The following is a 16,595-nucleotide window of genomic DNA, read 5'->3' on the forward strand; positions in this document are numbered from 1 at the left end:
AGATATCTTCGTATAAGGAGGTGATCCAGCCCCAGGTTCCCCTAGGGCTACCTTGTTACGACTTCACCCCAGTCATGAACCACAAAGTGGTGAGCGTCCTCCCCGAAAGGTTAAACTACCCACTTCTTTTGCAGCCCACTCCCATGGTGTGACGGGCGGTGTGTACAAGGCCCGGGAACGTATTCACCGTGACATTCTGATTCACGATTACTAGCGATTCCGACTTCATGGAGTCGAGTTGCAGACTCCAATCCGGACTACGACGCACTTTTTGGGATTCGCTCACTATCGCTAGCTTGCTGCCCTCTGTATGCGCCATTGTAGCACGTGTGTAGCCCTACTCGTAAGGGCCATGATGACTTGACGTCGTCCCCACCTTCCTCCGGTTTATCACCGGCAGTCTCCCTGGAGTTCCCGACATTACTCGCTGGCAAACAAGGATAAGGGTTGCGCTCGTTGCGGGACTTAACCCAACATTTCACAACACGAGCTGACGACAGCCATGCAGCACCTGTCTCAGAGCTCCCGAAGGCACACCTGTGTCTCCACTGGCTTCTCTGGATGTCAAGAGTAGGTAAGGTTCTTCGCGTTGCATCGAATTAAACCACATGCTCCACCGCTTGTGCGGGCCCCCGTCAATTCATTTGAGTTTTAATCTTGCGACCGTACTCCCCAGGCGGTCTACTTAACGCGTTAGCTCCGAAAGCCACGGCTCAAGGCCACAACCTCCAAGTAGACATCGTTTACGGCGTGGACTACCAGGGTATCTAATCCTGTTTGCTCCCCACGCTTTCGCATCTGAGTGTCAGTATCTGTCCAGGGGGCCGCCTTCGCCACTGGTATTCCTTCAGATCTCTACGCATTTCACCGCTACACCTGAAATTCTACCCCCCTCTACAGTACTCTAGTTCACCAGTTTCAAATGCAGTTCCGAGGTTGAGCCCCGGGCTTTCACATCTGACTTAATGAACCACCTGCATGCGCTTTACGCCCAGTAATTCCGATTAACGCTCGCACCCTCCGTATTACCGCGGCTGCTGGCACGGAGTTAGCCGGTGCTTCTTCTGTTGCTAACGTCAAGAGATAGCGCTATTAACGCTACCCCCTTCCTCACAACTGAAAGTACTTTACAACCCGAAGGCCTTCTTCATACACGCGGCATGGCTGCATCAGGCTTTCGCCCATTGTGCAATATTCCCCACTGCTGCCTCCCGTAGGAGTCTGGACCGTGTCTCAGTTCCAGTGTGGCTGATCATCCTCTCAGACCAGCTAGGGATCGTCGCCTTGGTGAGCCATTACCTCACCAACTAGCTAATCCCACCTAGGCATATCTTGACGCGAGAGGCCCGAAGGTCCCCCTCTTTGGCCCGTAGGCATTATGCGGTATTAGCCATCGTTTCCAATGGTTATCCCCCACATCAAGGCAATTTCCTAGGCATTACTCACCCGTCCGCCGCTCGACGCCCATTAACGCACCCGAAGGATTGTTAGTGTCGTTTCCGCTCGACTTGCATGTGTTAGGCCTGCCGCCAGCGTTCAATCTGAGCCATGATCAAACTCTTCAATTTAAGATTTTGTGACTCAACGAATACTGACTTCAAAACTAATATTCATGTAAACATGAACATGTAATTCTAAAGCTATTACCATTCCAACAGAATGGTAATGAATTGACTGTGCCAAATAACCGAAGTTATTCGTATTGGTCACTCAGTTCATTGAAATCATTGTGTTACCGAAGTAACTGCTATTACCTAAGTAATAACGTTTTGATATTCATCAACGAGTGCCCACACAGATTGATAGGTTTAAATTGTTAAAGAGCTTTTCCTTTTTGAGCTTCGCTCAAATCGGACGGCCATTTTAGCGATTTAAGTTTTAGTGTCAACCACTATTTTCAAAACTTTTTTCAAGCGCTTAGCTTGGCTAACTTGACCTGCTGATTCGTTTTGGTTTCTGTTGAAGCCATCCCGTGTCAGCGAGGTGGCATTATAGAGATTTCGATCACACTGGCAAGCCCTTTTTGAAGTTTTTCTTACTTTTTTGATTGTTCGAGCGTTTTTTGTTCAAAACGCTCCATTTTCACTAGTATTCCCCTTAATTAAGGGCTTAAGGTGCCTATATAAAGGAGGATTTATGAGTTCAATACGCAGTTATAAAGGAATATCCCCCCAGATTGGGCAAGGTGTCTATATAGATACAAGTTCGGTACTGGTTGGTGATATCAAAATCGGTAACGACTCTAGCGTGTGGCCTTTGGTTGCAGCTCGAGGAGATGTGAACCACATTCATATTGGAGAGAGAACGAATATCCAAGACGGCAGCGTTTTACACGTCACCCATAAGAATGCTGAAAACCCTGAGGGTTATCCTCTATTAATAGGTAATGATGTCACTATCGGGCATAAAGTCATGCTGCATGGCTGCACCATTGAAGATCGTGTACTTGTTGGTATGGGAGCGATCGTGTTGGATGGCGTGATTATCCAAAAAGAAGTGATGATTGGTGCTGGTAGCTTGGTGCCACCAAACAAGGTACTTGAAAGCGGTTATCTCTATGTAGGAAGCCCAGTAAAACAAGCACGCCCATTAAATGATAAAGAGCGTGCTTTTTTACAGAAATCAGCTGACAACTATGTTCAGAATAAAAATGACTATCTAGATTCTGCGCTTCCAGTCTAAAGCGCTTTGATCTGAATCCGATTAGAGGAGTCATACTCCTCTTCTTCTATTAACTCTTCCGCTAGCTCTTCAATATCGAAACGTAACTCTGAAAAGATAACTAAAGCTTGATCGCCTTCTTCTATATCTCTTCCTGCCAGTTGTGATAATTCCTCAATAGACATGACACATTCAATCAATGCGCCCGACTGTTGTGCTGGGAAGGTGATTGTTCGACTCTCTTCATCCCAATCTTGGATATCAGGAAATAGAATTGATTGATTCATTTTTTATAAACACCCCATTACATCTCTAGATTTTTACGTAATTCTCTTAAAATCTGTTTTGTTCCCGGACGAAGACCACGCCAAAGCATAAAGCTTTCTGCTGCCTGCCCCACTAGCATACCCAAACCATCATAAGCAGCATGAACACCATTATCTAATGCCCATTGATTGAATACCGTCGTTCCAGATCCATAAACCATGTCATAAACGGCGCTAGTAGAATTGAAAATCACCTCAGACACTTCAGGAAGCTGCCCACTTAGACCAGATGAGGTCGAGTTAATAATGACATCAAAGCCTTCACTAACATCACTTAGCCCCATCCCCTTGATGTTCCCATGCGACGAAAACATCTCAGCCAATAGTTCTGCCTTTGAACTGGTTCGGTTAGCAATCACCAGCTGTTGTGGCTTTTGGTCGAGAAGAGGTTGAATCACTCCTCTCGCAGCACCACCAGCGCCAAGAAGAAGAACACGTGCTCCTTTTAGCGTGACTTGATGTTGAAGCAGGTCTTGAACTAAACCCTCACCATCGGTGTTATCACCAATGATCTCTCCGTCATCTAACTTCTTAAGGGTATTTACGGCACCAGCTAGTTCAGCTCTCTCAGTTAGGCGATTGGCAAACTGGTAGGCATCTTCTTTAAAAGGCGCAGTGACATTACATCCTCGACCACCTTCGCTGAAAAAGGCTTTGGCAGCAGTGATAAATTGACCATGCTCTGGCTGTAATGCTGTATAGGTAAGCTGTTGGTTGGTTTGGCGAGCAAATAATGTGTGAATGAATGGCGATTTGCTTTGCCCAATAGGGTTACCGAAAACGGCATAACGATCTACTTGCTGTGTCATATCCTTACCTAACAGAAATAAAAAAGGGTCATCTATATAGATGACCCTATCACTATCCCTATAAGGAAGGAAGAACTACCAAACTCGAGGCTTTAGGTAGTCGCTATAAAGCAGAGCTTCTGGTGAACCCGCTTGTGGTTCGTAGCGGTATTCCCAGCGAGCCAATGGCGGCATCGACATCAATATAGACTCTGTGCGACCACCGCTTTGTAGACCAAATAGGGTGCCACGGTCATAGACTAGGTTAAATTCAACATAGCGGCCACGACGGTATAGTTGGAAGTCACGCTCACGTTCGCCATAAGGTGTCTCTTTGCGTCGTTCTACAATTGGTAAGTACGCCGCAGCAAAGCCCTCACCGACCGCCTGCATGTAAGCAAAGCTCTTATCGAAGCCCCACTCATTTAAGTCATCAAAGAACAAACCACCCACACCACGTGTTTCATCTCTATGTGGAAGATAGAAGTACTTATCACACCATTCTTTGTGCTCTTGATAAACATCGTCACCAAATGGCGCACAAAGATCTTTGGCTGTTTGATGCCAAGATTGGCAGTCTTCGTCGACAGGATAAAATGGCGTTAAGTCAAAACCACCACCAAACCACCAAATCGGGTCTTCCCCTTCTTTTTCTGCTATGAAGAATCGAACGTTCGCGTGTGAGGTTGGGATATATGGGTTTTTCGGGTGTATAACTAATGAAACCCCCATCGCCTCAAACTTACGTCCGGCCAATTCAGGGCGATGAGCTGTAGCTGAGGCAGGCATAGCCTTACCCGCTACGTGAGAGAAGTTAACCCCACCTTGCTCAAATACCGCACCGTTGGTCATCACACGAGTTCGACCACCACCACCCAGGCGCTCGCCAGGTTCACGCTCCCATGCATCTTCTTCAAACAGTGCAGTACCATCAGCTTGTTCAAGCTGCTGGCAAATCGAATCTTGTAGGCTCAGTAAAAACTGCTTTACTGCTTCTTTATCAATTGCTGACATCTTTCTTCCTCTGCAGGGTTTAACCCTGTCTTAATATTTTCGACGTTTTTGCATCTCTAATTTCGCTTGGCTTCTCACGGCCACCCGTTTGACCTTCTAAAATAGCCACCAAATGTTGGCCAAGTTGCTGCTGAACTTCTTCAGTCGTCATACAAGGCGGCTCGCCGGTCAGGTTAGCACTGGTAGAGGTTAACGGCTTACCAAACTCATTACACATTCTTTGAACCAAAGGGTGATCAGTCACTCGTACCGCGATGGAATCAAACTGACCACTTACCCAGTCAGTAACTTTGCTGCTGGTTGGCATGATCCAAGTGACAGGACCTGGCCATGTCGATTTCACTGTTGCCAACTGTTCTTCCGTCAATTGGCTTTCATCAATGTAAGGTAACAGTTGCTCGTAACTCGCAGCAATTAAGATCAACCCTTTCTCGATCGGTCGTTGTTTTAGGTCGAGTAATTTCTTGATGGCTTGTGGATTATCGGGATCACAACCGACCCCAAAAACGCCTTCGGTCGGGTAAGCAATGACTTCACCTTGTTGTAATGCCTGCAAAGTATGTTGAAAGTTATCCACGGGTTGCCTCATTAATTCAGTTATCTAACTCACTAAGTGTACAAATTATCATTCACTGTGACTAAAGCTATTTGTTTATAAAATGTATCAATTAACAACTTAGACTGACGCAAACGTTTTCCTTAAGCAATTTTACCCGTATAATGCGCGCAAAATATCTAATCACTAATTAAATCGTACCTGAAGGAGTTTGAGATGACTGTCGGTATTATCATGGGTTCTAAATCTGATTGGCCAACAATGAAGCTAGCTGCAGAAATGTTGGATCAGTTTGGCGTGGCGTACGAAACAAAAGTGGTTTCTGCTCACCGCACACCTCAGTTGCTTGCAGACTACGCAACCAGTGCGAAAGAGCGCGGTATTAAAGTGATTATTGCTGGTGCTGGCGGTGCAGCGCACCTTCCGGGCATGGCTGCTGCTTTCACAAGCGTACCAGTTCTGGGTGTTCCAGTTCAGTCTAAAGCACTGAAAGGCATGGACTCTCTGCTTTCTATCGTGCAGATGCCAAAAGGTATCGCGGTAGGTACTTTGGCTATCGGTGAAGCTGGCGCTGCCAATGCAGGCATCCTAGCGGCTCAAATCATTGGTACACACAATGAAGAAGTAATGGCAAAAGTAGAAGCGTTCCGTTCTGAGCAAACAGAAACGGTTCTAGCTAATCCAAACCCTGCAGAGGACTAATTTCAATGCATGTTCTTGTGTTAGGCGCGGGCCAACTTGCTCGCATGATGTCCCTAGCTGGGGCACCGCTGAATATTGAAATTTCTGCTTTTGATGTTGGCAGCAAAAATATTGTTCACCCATTAACGCAAGCGATTATGGGCAACGGCCTAGAAAATGCGATTGAGCGTGCGGACGTCATTACTGCTGAATTCGAACATATTCCTCACGATGTACTTGAGGTGTGTGAACGCAGCGGTAAGTTCTTACCGACAACAGAAGCAATTAAAGCCGGCGGTGACCGTCGTCTTGAAAAAGCCCTGTTAGACGAAGCAAATGTGAAAAATGCCAAATACTACGTGATTAACTCTCGCGAAGACTTTGACACTGCGATCGCTCACGTTGGCTTACCAATGGTATTGAAGAGCACACTGGGTGGTTACGATGGCAAAGGTCAATGGCGCTTAAAGACATTAGACAATGTTGACGCGACTTGGACAGAAATGGCCGAGTGCATTGCCGCAACAGACAACCAAGCGATTGTGGCTGAAGAGTTTGTTCCGTTTGACCGCGAAGTATCACTGGTTGGTGCTCGTGGTACCAATGGCGAGATTCAAGTGTATCCACTGGCTGAAAATGTTCACACCGACGGCGTGTTGAGCTTATCGACAGCGATTGATGACATTGAACTGCAAGAGCAAGCGAAAGCCATGTTCACTGCCATTGCTGAGCGCCTAGATTACGTTGGTGTGCTAGCACTTGAGTTCTTTGATGTTCAAGGTTCACTGCTGGTTAATGAGATTGCACCACGTGTTCATAACTCGGGCCACTGGACGCAACAAGGCGCAGAGACTTGTCAGTTTGAAAACCACCTGCGTGCAGTGTGTGGCATGCCACTAGGCAGCACTAAACTGATTCGTCCAACCGCAATGATCAACATTCTTGGTGAAGATACTCTTCCTGAAGCAATTCTTGCTCAAGGTGGCTGTCATGTTCATTGGTATGGCAAAGAGAAGCGTGCAGGTCGTAAGATGGGCCACATTAACGTGAGCGCTGACTACAACGCAGAGCTGCAAAGAGCGTTGTACTCACTGGCAGACATTCTTGATAAGCAAGCCTACCCAGCTGTGCATGAGTTTGCTGAGCAGATGAAGTAAGCCTACATTGGCTTATTGATATAAAAATTCATTGGATATAGAAACGGCGCTCATTGAGCGCCGTTTTTTTATTTCTGATCAGTCACTTACTGCGACTAGTATTACTACTGAGATTGAATGTGATGACACTTGCGATCAGCACATTGCTTCTTAGTGCCACTGGCCGTTTTCTTCTCCAGTAACAGTGGGAACTGGCACTGTTCACAGCGACCTATAACAGGTGGCTGATTAACGGCAAACTTACACTTAGGGTAGTTATCACACGCATAGAAGGTTTTACCATAGCGAGATTTACGCTCAACCAAGTTGCCTCGACCACACTCAGGGCAGGCAACAAGTGGCTGTTCTTCAGGTTGTTCTTTCGGTTGATCCAAAGATTCGATGTGATTACACGTTGGGTAACTACTACAACCAATGAACATCCCAAAGCGACCTTGCCTTAATACCAATTCGTTTTGGCATTTAGGACACGGCACGCCCAGCTCTTTCACCACATGACCATCATTTTGATGAAGAGGCTTAATGTAATCACAGCTCGGATACTGCTTACAGCCTAAAAATGGGCCGTGCTTACCATGGCGAAGCTGAAGCTCCCCACCACACTGTGGACATGGTTCATGCTCTAACGCATGTTCATGTGCTGAAAAAAGCTGATTATCAATCTTACTACTCATGACAAGCCTGTATTAATGCAAGATACCTTGCTCTTTGGTGTACAACAGCTCTTCCATTTGCGTGTAAGCACTTTCATTACCCGGCACATTAAATAGCACCATTAAGATAATCCATTTCAGATCATCCAATTCAAATTCGTTGGTCTCAAGCCCCATCACACGATCAATCACCATTTCACGAATCTCTGTCGTAAGCACGTTGATCTGCTCAAGGAACAATAAGAAGCCTCGACACTCCATATTAATACGTGAAATTTCTCGACTGGTATAAACACGCATCGAGGTATTGGAGCACATAGTAATCGCCGCTTGGTTGTCGGTATCTTGCAGTGCAGCAAGATCTTCTAACCAATGGAGGGCCTTATAAATATCATCTTGGTGAAACCCTGCTCGAAGAAGCTCATCTTCCAGTTCGTCTTGATCCACCTGCAATTCAGAATCGCTATGGATGTAGGTTTCAAACAAGTACATCAGTATGTCCATCATCATAGCTAGCCTCTCCCCTTTCGAATATAGCCACCGGAAACTGCAACAACATGCCCTGAGAGCTCAAGCTCTAAAAGCTGCATCATGACCTCATGCACAGGTATATGGGTTCTCTGTGCCAAAATATCAACGGGTGTCGCCTCTAATCCTACGTTAGCTAACAGCTGTGGAAATGGCAATTGTTCATTTTCACTCTTGTTCGGCGTAGGTTCGAACAAACTGGGCTGCTGATCTATAGACCAGTCTAACAGACTCTTTATTTCAATTAGAACATCTTGAGCACTCTGTACCAAACATGCTCCTGCCTTAATTAGACTGTTGCCTCCGCGACTGGTTGGGTTATGAATCGAACCGGGAAGCGCAAACACTTCGCGACCTTGCTCCATCGCATAACGCGCCGTAATCAGAGAACCGCTTTTCTCAGCCGCCTCAACAACGAGAGTCCCCAAAGACAACCCACTTATAATACGGTTACGCCGAGGGAAATGTTCAGGTCGAGGCTTAGCGCTTGGGCGGAATTCTGAGATCAGCGCGCCATTCTCACAGATCCTATCGGCTAAATTTCGGTGTCGCGCAGGGTAAATAGAATCCAAGCCAGAACCCAACACCGCAAAAGTTTCCCCTCCTTTATCTAAAGCACCATCATGAGCATAACCATCAATACCAAGCGCTAAGCCACTGGTGACAATCAAACCGTTTTGGACAAACTCTTTAGCAAAGGACTTCGCGGTTTGCAGCCCTTCGAGACTGGCGTTGCGACTGCCAACCATAGCGATTTGAGGCTCAATCAGTTTTTCAACGTGCCCCTTAACGAAAAGCACACTTGGCGTGGAGGCGGTCTCGTTCAGCAGTTTGGGATAATGAGGACAATTAGGGGTAATGATGTGATGGTTGGGCTGCCTCGCTTGCCACGCCAGACAAGCCTCCACTTCTTTAGGGGCTTGCTGTCTTAAGTACGAGATTTGCTTGGCTGACAAACCAATCGCTTGCAGTTGTTGGCTGGAGTAACCAACAATATTCGATGGGGAATCAACACTCAGCAGACGAGAAAGACGCTTACCACCCAGTTGCGGAACAAAGCTCAGCGAGAGCCAAGCGATCAGTTGTTGCTCATTCACTCGGTGCCCTTAGCTTCTTCCTTCAAAGCCAGATCCAAAGGCGATACCGCCAGAATGTCATTGCTAACCGGCTTAGAGCTTTGAGTGATCAACGCCAAGCTAAAATACTCGTAAGGGCGAATAACCATCAAACTACCGAGTGAGGTACTTGGCAACTGCACCTTATCGCTCGCCGCTGACTCTTTATAGCTGTATTCACCTTGCTTACCAAACACCACAGCACCGCTTTCGCTGAGGGTAAACATAGAGCCTTGGCGAAGATTGTCCTGTGAGCCTTTGTTGATAACAACGACCTGATTCTTTGCGCTGTATTGGCTGCCATCTAATGAACCCAAGATATTAGCAAACTGACCCGCAGCACTAGGCGCTGGATAAAATGTGGTTGAGAGCTTCACCTGATCAACACCAAGCTCTGGCAACACAAGATCGTTAAGCAGTACTTCTTGCAGCTGAGTCTCTATCTGCAAGCTACTGAACTCCGCATCCACTTCTTTTAAGCGTGCCGTAGCGACCAGACGCAACGAGGTCATACTCGCTTGAGGTTGCTGTCGCTGGTAGGTTTCAACGGCGCGGTAGATACCCCACTTTTGATGTTGTTGGTTGCCCGAGATAAACAACCGGTCTTCACCCGATAAGAATCTCTTTCCATCACTGGGCCCTAACACTCGTTGAGCCGATTGAATATCTTGCTGTTCAACCAAGCGATCAGATTGCAGGTAAGGCAGAACCAGCCCCTCATTGACGGTTGGCACCGCTTTCTTCTCCGAGACACGAATCTTAGGGCTCAGCTTGATAACAGGTTTAAGACTCAATACCGGCTCACCATTAATCCAAACCAAAGACAGTTTATCTCCGGGGTATATAAGATGAGGGTTTTCTATCTCAGGGTTTACCTGCCATAACCTTGGCCACAACCACGGGCTATCAAGATACATCGCAGATATATCCCATAAGGTATCGCCCTTTACCACCACATACGCCTCAGGTGCGCCCCGCTTAATGGTTAAAGGTTGAGCGCTATTTTCAGCCGTAGCGGCAAACGAAAGCGAGGCACAAACAAGAGAAAAAATGGGAGAAAAATGACGCATGACCTAGGTTCCTTGGTCTGAATATATGACATTTGATTTGAGAATTACCTTCAGGATGCTGTCATTTGACCTCTAAAATGTCTAGAATTGAGCCAACAAGGTTTAAGCTGTTTCGGCACAGTTCAATATTTCGAGTGTATATGTCTGTATTACAAGTATTAACATTACCAGATGATCGTCTACGTACCGTGGCGAAACCGGTAAAAGAAGTTACCCCAGAGATTCAAAAGTTCGTTGATGACATGATTGAAACCATGTACGACGAAGAAGGTATCGGCCTTGCGGCAACGCAAGTAGATTTCCACCAACGCATCGTTGTTATCGATATTTCAGAAACACGTGATGAGCCAATGGTGCTTATCAACCCTGAAATTACAGAGAAGCGCGGCGAAGATGGTATCGAAGAAGGCTGCCTATCTGTACCAGGCGCTCGAGCTCTAGTACCTCGCGCTGCAGAAGTAACGGTTAAAGCATTAGACCGTGACGGCAACGAATTCACATTCGACGCTGACGACCTTCTGGCTATCTGTGTTCAGCACGAACTTGACCACCTAGAAGGCAAGTTGTTTGTTGATTACCTATCGCCACTAAAGCGTAAACGTATCCAAGATAAGCTAGCGAAGATCAAACGTTTCAACGAGAAACAAGGTTAATAACCGCTGCTATTACTAAATTAGAAGGAAGCCTACCTTGAGTCAGTCTTTAAGAATTGTCTTTGCAGGTACTCCGGATTTCGCCGCCCGTCACTTGGCGGCGTTGTTGTCTTCGGAGCATGAAGTTGTTGCTGTTTACACACAGCCAGATCGCCCAGCAGGCCGCGGTAAAAAACTCACTGCGAGCCCAGTAAAAAACATCGCACTTGAAAACAATATTCCGGTTTACCAACCAGAAAACTTCAAGTCAGATGAGGCTAAGCAAGAGCTAGCTGAATTGAACGCTGACATCATGGTTGTTGTCGCTTACGGCTTATTGCTTCCGCAGGTTGTATTAGATACGCCTCGCTTGGGTTGTATCAACGTACATGGCTCTATCCTACCGCGCTGGCGTGGTGCTGCTCCGATTCAACGCTCTATTTGGGCCGGTGATAAAGAGACAGGCGTAACGATCATGCAGATGGATATCGGCCTAGATACTGGCGACATGCTAAGCATCGCAACGCTGCCTATCGAAGCGACAGATACTAGCGCATCGATGTACGAGAAGTTAGCGGGCCTTGGCCCTGATGCGCTTGTTGAATGTCTAGCGGACATCGCTTCTGGCAAAGCAGTTGCAGAAAAGCAAGACGATGAGCTTGCGAACTACGCGAAGAAGCTAAGCAAAGAAGAAGCTCGTATCAACTGGAGTGATGAAGCTGCGCATATTGAGCGCTGCGTTCGTGCCTTCAACCCATGGCCAATGAGCCACTTTGAAGCTGCTGAGAACAGCATTAAAGTATGGCAAAGCCGTGTGGCAGAGCAAACTTCTGATAAGCCTGCAGGTACAATTCTGCAAGCGGATAAAACTGGTATCTACGTAGCAACAGGACAAGGCGTACTTGTTCTTGAACAGCTACAAGTTCCAGGTAAGAAAGCCATGTCAGTTCAGGATATCTTGAACTCACGTGCAAGCTGGTTTGAAGTTGGTACTCAACTTTCTTAATCCGCTTTTAAAGCTGTTAATTACACAGCTTAGAAAACCTTTACGAGGGCAGAGATGTCCTCATGTATTCAAATAAATATTCGGTACCCCTCATGAATGTTCGCGCTGCTGCTGCAAATGTCCTATTCCAAGTTGTCGATAAAGGCCACTCTCTTTCACACGCTCTCCCTGCGGCTCAAAAAACGATCCGTCCGCGAGACCATGCTCTACTGCAAGAGATTTGCTACGGCGCACTTCGTTACCTGCCTCGTTTAGAGTCAATCGCTAACGAACTGATGGAAAACCCGCTTAAAGGTAAGAAGCGTGTATTCCACCACCTAATCTTGGTGGGCATTTACCAACTAAGCTTCATGCGTATCCCTTCGCACGCCGCAGTTGCTGAAACGGTTGAGGGCACTAAAACACTGCGCGGTCCAAGCCTGAGTGGTTTGATCAACGCTGTGCTACGTAGCTACCTACGTGACCAAGAAGAACTAGACGAAAAAGCCGTTAGCCACAATGCAGGCAAATACGGCCACCCAAGCTGGATCCTAAAAATGCTTCAAGAAAGCTACCCAGATCAGTGGGAGCAATTGGTTGAAGCAAACAACAGCAAGGCACCAATGTGGCTGCGCGTTAACCGCCAACACCACACTCGTGACGAGTATGTTGAACTGCTTAAAAACGAAAACATTGAATACACATTGCACCCAGAAGCAGCTGATGCAATAAAATTAGCTGCACCTTGTGATGTTACTTTGCTTCCTGGCTTCGACAGAGGTTGGGTATCAGTGCAAGACGCTGCCGCTCAGCTTTCAGTTGATTACCTAACACCAAAAGATGGTGAGCTGATCTTAGATTGTTGTGCTGCGCCAGGTGGTAAAACGGCACACATTCTTGAGCACACTCAAGACACTGAAGTGGTTGCGATTGACTGCGACATTAAACGTCTAGACCGTGTTTACGATAACCTTGAGCGTCTACAACTGCGTGCCGACGTAATTTGTGGTGATGCTCGCTACCCTGAAGAGTGGTGGATGGGTGATAAGTTCGACCGTATCCTGCTTGATGCACCTTGTTCAGCGACAGGCGTAATTCGCCGTCACCCTGACATCAAGTGGCTACGTCGTGCATCTGACATTGATGCACTGGCTGAACTGCAAAGCGAGATTATGGATGCAATGTGGCGTCAGCTGAAAGAAGGCGGCACCATGGTTTATGCGACATGTTCTATCACGCCGCAAGAAAACGTGCTGCAAGTGAAAGCATTCCTAGCACGTACTGAGAATGCAACGCTGGTTGGGTCTGATATCGAAAATCCGGGTCGTCAAATACTACCTGGAGAAGAAGATATGGATGGCTTCTACTACGCAGTTCTAGTAAAACAGGCATAACAACTAACAGCGGCTAAGAAATTATTTCTTAGCCGCTGTTTCTTTCTAGTGCATTATCAAAATAAAGTTAGATAACTAGAATTACCACGGTAAAGAAAAGAGAAAGGCTATGAAGATCATTATCCTAGGTGCTGGACAAGTTGGCGGTACCCTTGCTGAAAACCTGGTTGGTGAAAACAACGACATCACCATTGTCGACCGTAACGCTGACCGACTTCGTGAACTTCAGGATAAGTACGACCTTAGGGTTGTAAACGGTTATGCCAGCCACCCAAACACACTACGTGAAGCGGGTGCGCAAGATGCCGACATGTTGGTTGCTGTAACCAACATGGATGAAACCAACATGGCTGCGTGTCAGGTTGCTTTCTCTCTTTTCAATACGCCGAACCGAATTGCCCGTATTCGTTCTCCTCAGTACCTAGAAGAGAAAGAAGCGCTATTCAAATCAGGTGCCATCCCAGTCGATCACCTGATCGCACCCGAAGAGCTAGTGACCAGCTACATCGAGCGCCTGATTCAATACCCAGGTGCACTGCAGGTTGTGAGCTTTGCTGAACAGAAGGTAAGCCTAGTCGCAGTAAAAGCCTACTACGGTGGTCCACTGGTCGGTAATGCACTGTCTGCTTTGCGTGAGCACATGCCGCACATCGATACTCGTGTAGCCGCTATTTTCCGTCAAGGTCGCCCTATTCGCCCACAAGGCACTACCATCATAGAAGCCGATGATGAGGTTTTCTTTGTGGCAGCGAGTAACCACATCCGCTCAGTAATGAGTGAGCTACAGCGCCTAGAGAAACCGTACCGCCGCATCATGATTGTCGGTGGTGGTAACATTGGTGCAAGCTTGGCAAAACGCCTTGAGCAGAGCTACAGCATCAAGCTTATTGAGCGCAGTTACACTCGTGCCGAGAAGCTGTCTGAAGAATTAGAAAACACCATCGTATTCTGTGGTGATGCAGCCGACCAAGAGCTGCTGACCGAAGAGAATATCGATCAAGTGGACGTGTTCATTGCCCTAACCAATGAAGATGAAACCAACATCATGTCAGCGATGCTGGCGAAGCGAATGGGTGCCAAGAAAGTAATGGTGCTGATTCAGCGTGGCGCTTACGTCGACCTTGTTCAGGGTGGTGTGATTGATATTGCTATCTCGCCACAACAAGCGACCATTTCTGCACTGCTTACTCACGTTCGTCGTGCTGATATTGTAAACGTATCCTCTCTACGTCGCGGCGCTGCTGAAGCGATTGAAGCCATTGCTCACGGTGACGAAACCACATCGAAAGTGGTTGGCCGAGCGATTGGCGACATCAAACTACCACCGGGCACCACTATTGGTGCGATTGTTCGCGGAGAAGAAGTACTTATCGCGCACGATAGAACCGTAATCGAACAAGATGACCACGTAGTGATGTTCCTAGTGGACAAGAAATACGTACCTGATGTTGAGTCTCTATTCCAACCGAGCCCGTTCTTCTTATAGCCTTGTTCTCGTAAGCTTGTTCCACAACCTTCTTCTTGTGAGAACGATGCTCCGGCTCAAAGCGATGGTCTATTAAGCTATGGTCAACTTTCGTCCGATATTATTAGTGATAGGGTTAGTGTTATCAAAACTCGCCCTTTTCATGTACATCCCCACATTGGTTGCCTTTTTCACAGGCACCGGTGGCTTCCTCGAGTTTGGTCAGTCGGTAGTGATCACGCACATTGTGGCGTTCATCTGCTTGAGCTTAGGCCGTTCAGCTAAGTTCCGACTTGGGGTGCGGGACATGTTCCTGATCACCTCTCTGGTATGGACGATAGCCAGTGCCTTTGCTGCACTGCCGTTTGTCTTCATCAACCACATCAGCTTCACTGACGCCTATTTTGAAACCATGTCTGGTATCACCACAACAGGCTCAACCGTATTAAGCGGCTTAGACAGCATGGCACCAAGCATTCTGTTATGGCGTTCAATACTGCAATGGTTAGGTGGCATCGGCTTCATCGTTATGGCGGTAGCGGTTCTACCAATGCTCAACGTCGGTGGTATGCGCCTGTTCCAAACCGAATCATCCGATTGGTCAGATAAAAGCAGCCCACGAGCGAAAACGGTCGCCAAGAACATCGTGGCGGTTTATCTGGTTCTGACTGGCTTATGCATCATTAGCTATCTGTTTGCAGGCATGGGCATCTTTGACGCGATCAATCATGCCTTCACAACACTGTCTACGGGTGGTTACTCAACATCAGACGGCTCGATGAACCACTTCTCTAACAGTGCTCACTGGGTGGGAACTCTGTTCATGTTCCTTGGTGGTCTGCCGTTCCTACTGTTCGTTAGCGCACTGCGTGGTAGAAAACTCTCAATCCTGTACAAAGACGCGCAAGTGAGAGGCTTCACCTATCTATTCCTAGTCACCAGTGCCGTGATATCGACATGGTTGGTGGTTAGAGATGACTACACAGTTATGGATGCGATGCGTGTTTCGATGTTCAACATTGTGTCAGTCGTAACCACAACCGGTTTTGGCTTAGAAGACTTCACCGCGTGGGGCGCTTTGCCTACCACGCTGTTTGCCTTTTTAATGATGGCGGGCGCGTGCTCAGGTTCAACCTCTGGCGGTATCAAAATCTTCCGCTTCCAGATCGCGATGACCATGCTCCACAAACAAATGATGAAACTGATTCACCCGTCGGGTGTGTTTGTTCAACGCTATAACCAAAGACCCGTAAATGACGACATTGTGCGTTCACTGGTCGCATTTGGTTTGATGTTCTTTATTACGATTATCTTAATTGCAGGTGGCTTGAGCGCGATGGGGCTTGATCCCGTGACCAGTATATCTGGCGCTATCACAGCCGTTGCCAACGTTGGTCCAGGCATGGGCAGCGTGATCGGTCCAACCGGGAACTTTGCTCCACTGCCCGACGCCGCTAAATGGTTGCTAAGCTTAGGAATGCTAATGGGGCGACTTGAGATATTGACGCTCATTGTTCTATTTTTCCCAGCCTTTTGGCGACGTTAACCAAGCACAAAATCAAGGAAACAC

The 16,595-nt window shown here is 47.3% G+C and carries 16 protein-coding genes and 1 rRNA gene; 8 read left to right on the top strand and 9 right to left on the bottom strand.

Annotated features, from left to right (window positions below; genetic code table 11):
- Window positions 1–13: 13 nt before the first annotated feature.
- Window positions 14–1,568: ribosomal RNA gene (locus OCV20_RS16415) — 16S ribosomal RNA — on the bottom strand.
- 568 nt (window positions 1,569–2,136) lie between these two features.
- Here OCV20_RS16415 and OCV20_RS16420 point away from each other — a divergent pair.
- Window positions 2,137–2,682, top strand: a complete 546-nt coding sequence (locus OCV20_RS16420) for a gamma carbonic anhydrase family protein (protein ID WP_086775450.1) — start codon at window positions 2,137–2,139, stop codon at window positions 2,680–2,682.
- On the opposite strand, the gene OCV20_RS16425 is transcribed toward OCV20_RS16420, so the two are convergent.
- The 4 genes from OCV20_RS16425 to tsaC all read right to left on the bottom strand — a co-directional run bounded on the left by OCV20_RS16425 (window position 2,679) and on the right by tsaC (window position 5,366).
- Complete coding sequence (locus OCV20_RS16425; RefSeq protein ID WP_048611195.1) at window positions 2,679–2,948, bottom strand: DUF1488 family protein; 270 nt, start codon at window positions 2,946–2,948, stop codon at window positions 2,679–2,681. The genes OCV20_RS16420 and OCV20_RS16425 overlap by 4 nt on opposite strands.
- A 17-nt stretch (window positions 2,949–2,965) precedes the next feature.
- A complete protein-coding gene (gene aroE / locus OCV20_RS16430; RefSeq protein WP_086775449.1) occupies window positions 2,966–3,796 on the bottom strand; it encodes a shikimate dehydrogenase in 831 nt (276 codons plus the stop codon).
- Between the two features lie 75 nt (window positions 3,797–3,871).
- Window positions 3,872–4,789 carry an oxygen-dependent coproporphyrinogen oxidase gene (hemF, locus tag OCV20_RS16435; RefSeq protein ID WP_086775448.1) on the bottom strand — a complete coding sequence of 306 codons (918 nt, stop codon included), beginning with the start codon at window positions 4,787–4,789 and terminating at the stop codon, window positions 3,872–3,874.
- A 19-nt stretch (window positions 4,790–4,808) separates the two neighbouring features.
- Window positions 4,809–5,366, bottom strand: a complete 558-nt coding sequence (tsaC, locus tag OCV20_RS16440; protein WP_086775447.1) for an L-threonylcarbamoyladenylate synthase type 1 TsaC — start codon at window positions 5,364–5,366, stop codon at window positions 4,809–4,811.
- A gap of 195 nt (window positions 5,367–5,561) precedes the next feature.
- On the opposite strand from tsaC, the gene purE reads away from it, so the two are divergent.
- Complete coding sequence (gene purE, locus OCV20_RS16445; RefSeq protein ID WP_004735777.1) at window positions 5,562–6,047, top strand: 5-(carboxyamino)imidazole ribonucleotide mutase; 486 nt, start codon at window positions 5,562–5,564, stop codon at window positions 6,045–6,047.
- A 5-nt stretch (window positions 6,048–6,052) separates the two neighbouring features.
- Complete coding sequence (locus OCV20_RS16450) at window positions 6,053–7,183, top strand: 5-(carboxyamino)imidazole ribonucleotide synthase (protein ID WP_086775446.1); 1,131 nt, start codon at window positions 6,053–6,055, stop codon at window positions 7,181–7,183.
- 104 nt (window positions 7,184–7,287) lie between these two features.
- Here the strand turns inward: OCV20_RS16450 and OCV20_RS16455 are convergent, their stop codons facing one another.
- The 4 genes from OCV20_RS16455 to OCV20_RS16470 are packed head-to-tail and all read right to left on the bottom strand — an operon-like array spanning window position 7,288 to window position 10,549.
- Entirely contained in the window at window positions 7,288–7,857 is a 570-nt protein-coding gene (locus tag OCV20_RS16455) for a DNA topoisomerase family protein (RefSeq protein ID WP_086775445.1), read from the bottom strand.
- 12 nt (window positions 7,858–7,869) lie between these two features.
- Window positions 7,870–8,346, bottom strand: a complete 477-nt coding sequence (locus OCV20_RS16460) for a DUF494 family protein (protein WP_029235873.1) — start codon at window positions 8,344–8,346, stop codon at window positions 7,870–7,872.
- A gap of 2 nt (window positions 8,347–8,348) precedes the next feature.
- Window positions 8,349–9,461, bottom strand: coding sequence for a DNA-processing protein DprA (gene dprA, locus OCV20_RS16465; RefSeq protein ID WP_086775444.1), 1,113 nt, complete (start codon window positions 9,459–9,461; stop codon window positions 8,349–8,351).
- Entirely contained in the window at window positions 9,458–10,549 is a 1,092-nt protein-coding gene (locus OCV20_RS16470) for a LysM peptidoglycan-binding domain-containing protein (RefSeq protein WP_086775443.1), read from the bottom strand. The genes dprA and OCV20_RS16470 overlap by 4 nt, the downstream gene beginning before the upstream one ends.
- Window positions 10,550–10,689: 140 nt before the next feature.
- On the opposite strand from OCV20_RS16470, the gene def reads away from it, so the two are divergent.
- From def to OCV20_RS16495, 5 genes are all read left to right on the top strand, one after another.
- Entirely contained in the window at window positions 10,690–11,202 is a 513-nt protein-coding gene (gene def / locus OCV20_RS16475) for a peptide deformylase (RefSeq protein ID WP_017058772.1), read from the top strand.
- A 37-nt stretch (window positions 11,203–11,239) separates the two neighbouring features.
- Window positions 11,240–12,187, top strand: coding sequence for a methionyl-tRNA formyltransferase (gene fmt / locus OCV20_RS16480; RefSeq protein ID WP_017058773.1), 948 nt, complete (start codon window positions 11,240–11,242; stop codon window positions 12,185–12,187).
- A gap of 92 nt (window positions 12,188–12,279) precedes the next feature.
- Window positions 12,280–13,560 (top strand): 16S rRNA (cytosine(967)-C(5))-methyltransferase RsmB, encoded by a 1,281-nt coding sequence (gene rsmB / locus OCV20_RS16485; RefSeq protein ID WP_017058774.1) that lies wholly within the window; start codon window positions 12,280–12,282, stop codon window positions 13,558–13,560.
- 109 nt (window positions 13,561–13,669) lie between these two features.
- Window positions 13,670–15,046, top strand: coding sequence for a Trk system potassium transporter TrkA (trkA, locus tag OCV20_RS16490; RefSeq protein WP_004735766.1), 1,377 nt, complete (start codon window positions 13,670–13,672; stop codon window positions 15,044–15,046).
- Between the two features lie 79 nt (window positions 15,047–15,125).
- Window positions 15,126–16,571 carry a TrkH family potassium uptake protein gene (locus OCV20_RS16495; RefSeq protein ID WP_048618336.1) on the top strand — a complete coding sequence of 482 codons (1,446 nt, stop codon included), beginning with the start codon at window positions 15,126–15,128 and terminating at the stop codon, window positions 16,569–16,571.
- The last annotated feature ends 24 nt before the right edge of the window (window positions 16,572–16,595 follow it).

It is taken from the genome of Vibrio coralliirubri, from assembly GCF_024347375.1.
Classification (GTDB): Bacteria; Pseudomonadota; Gammaproteobacteria; order Enterobacterales; family Vibrionaceae; genus Vibrio; species Vibrio coralliirubri.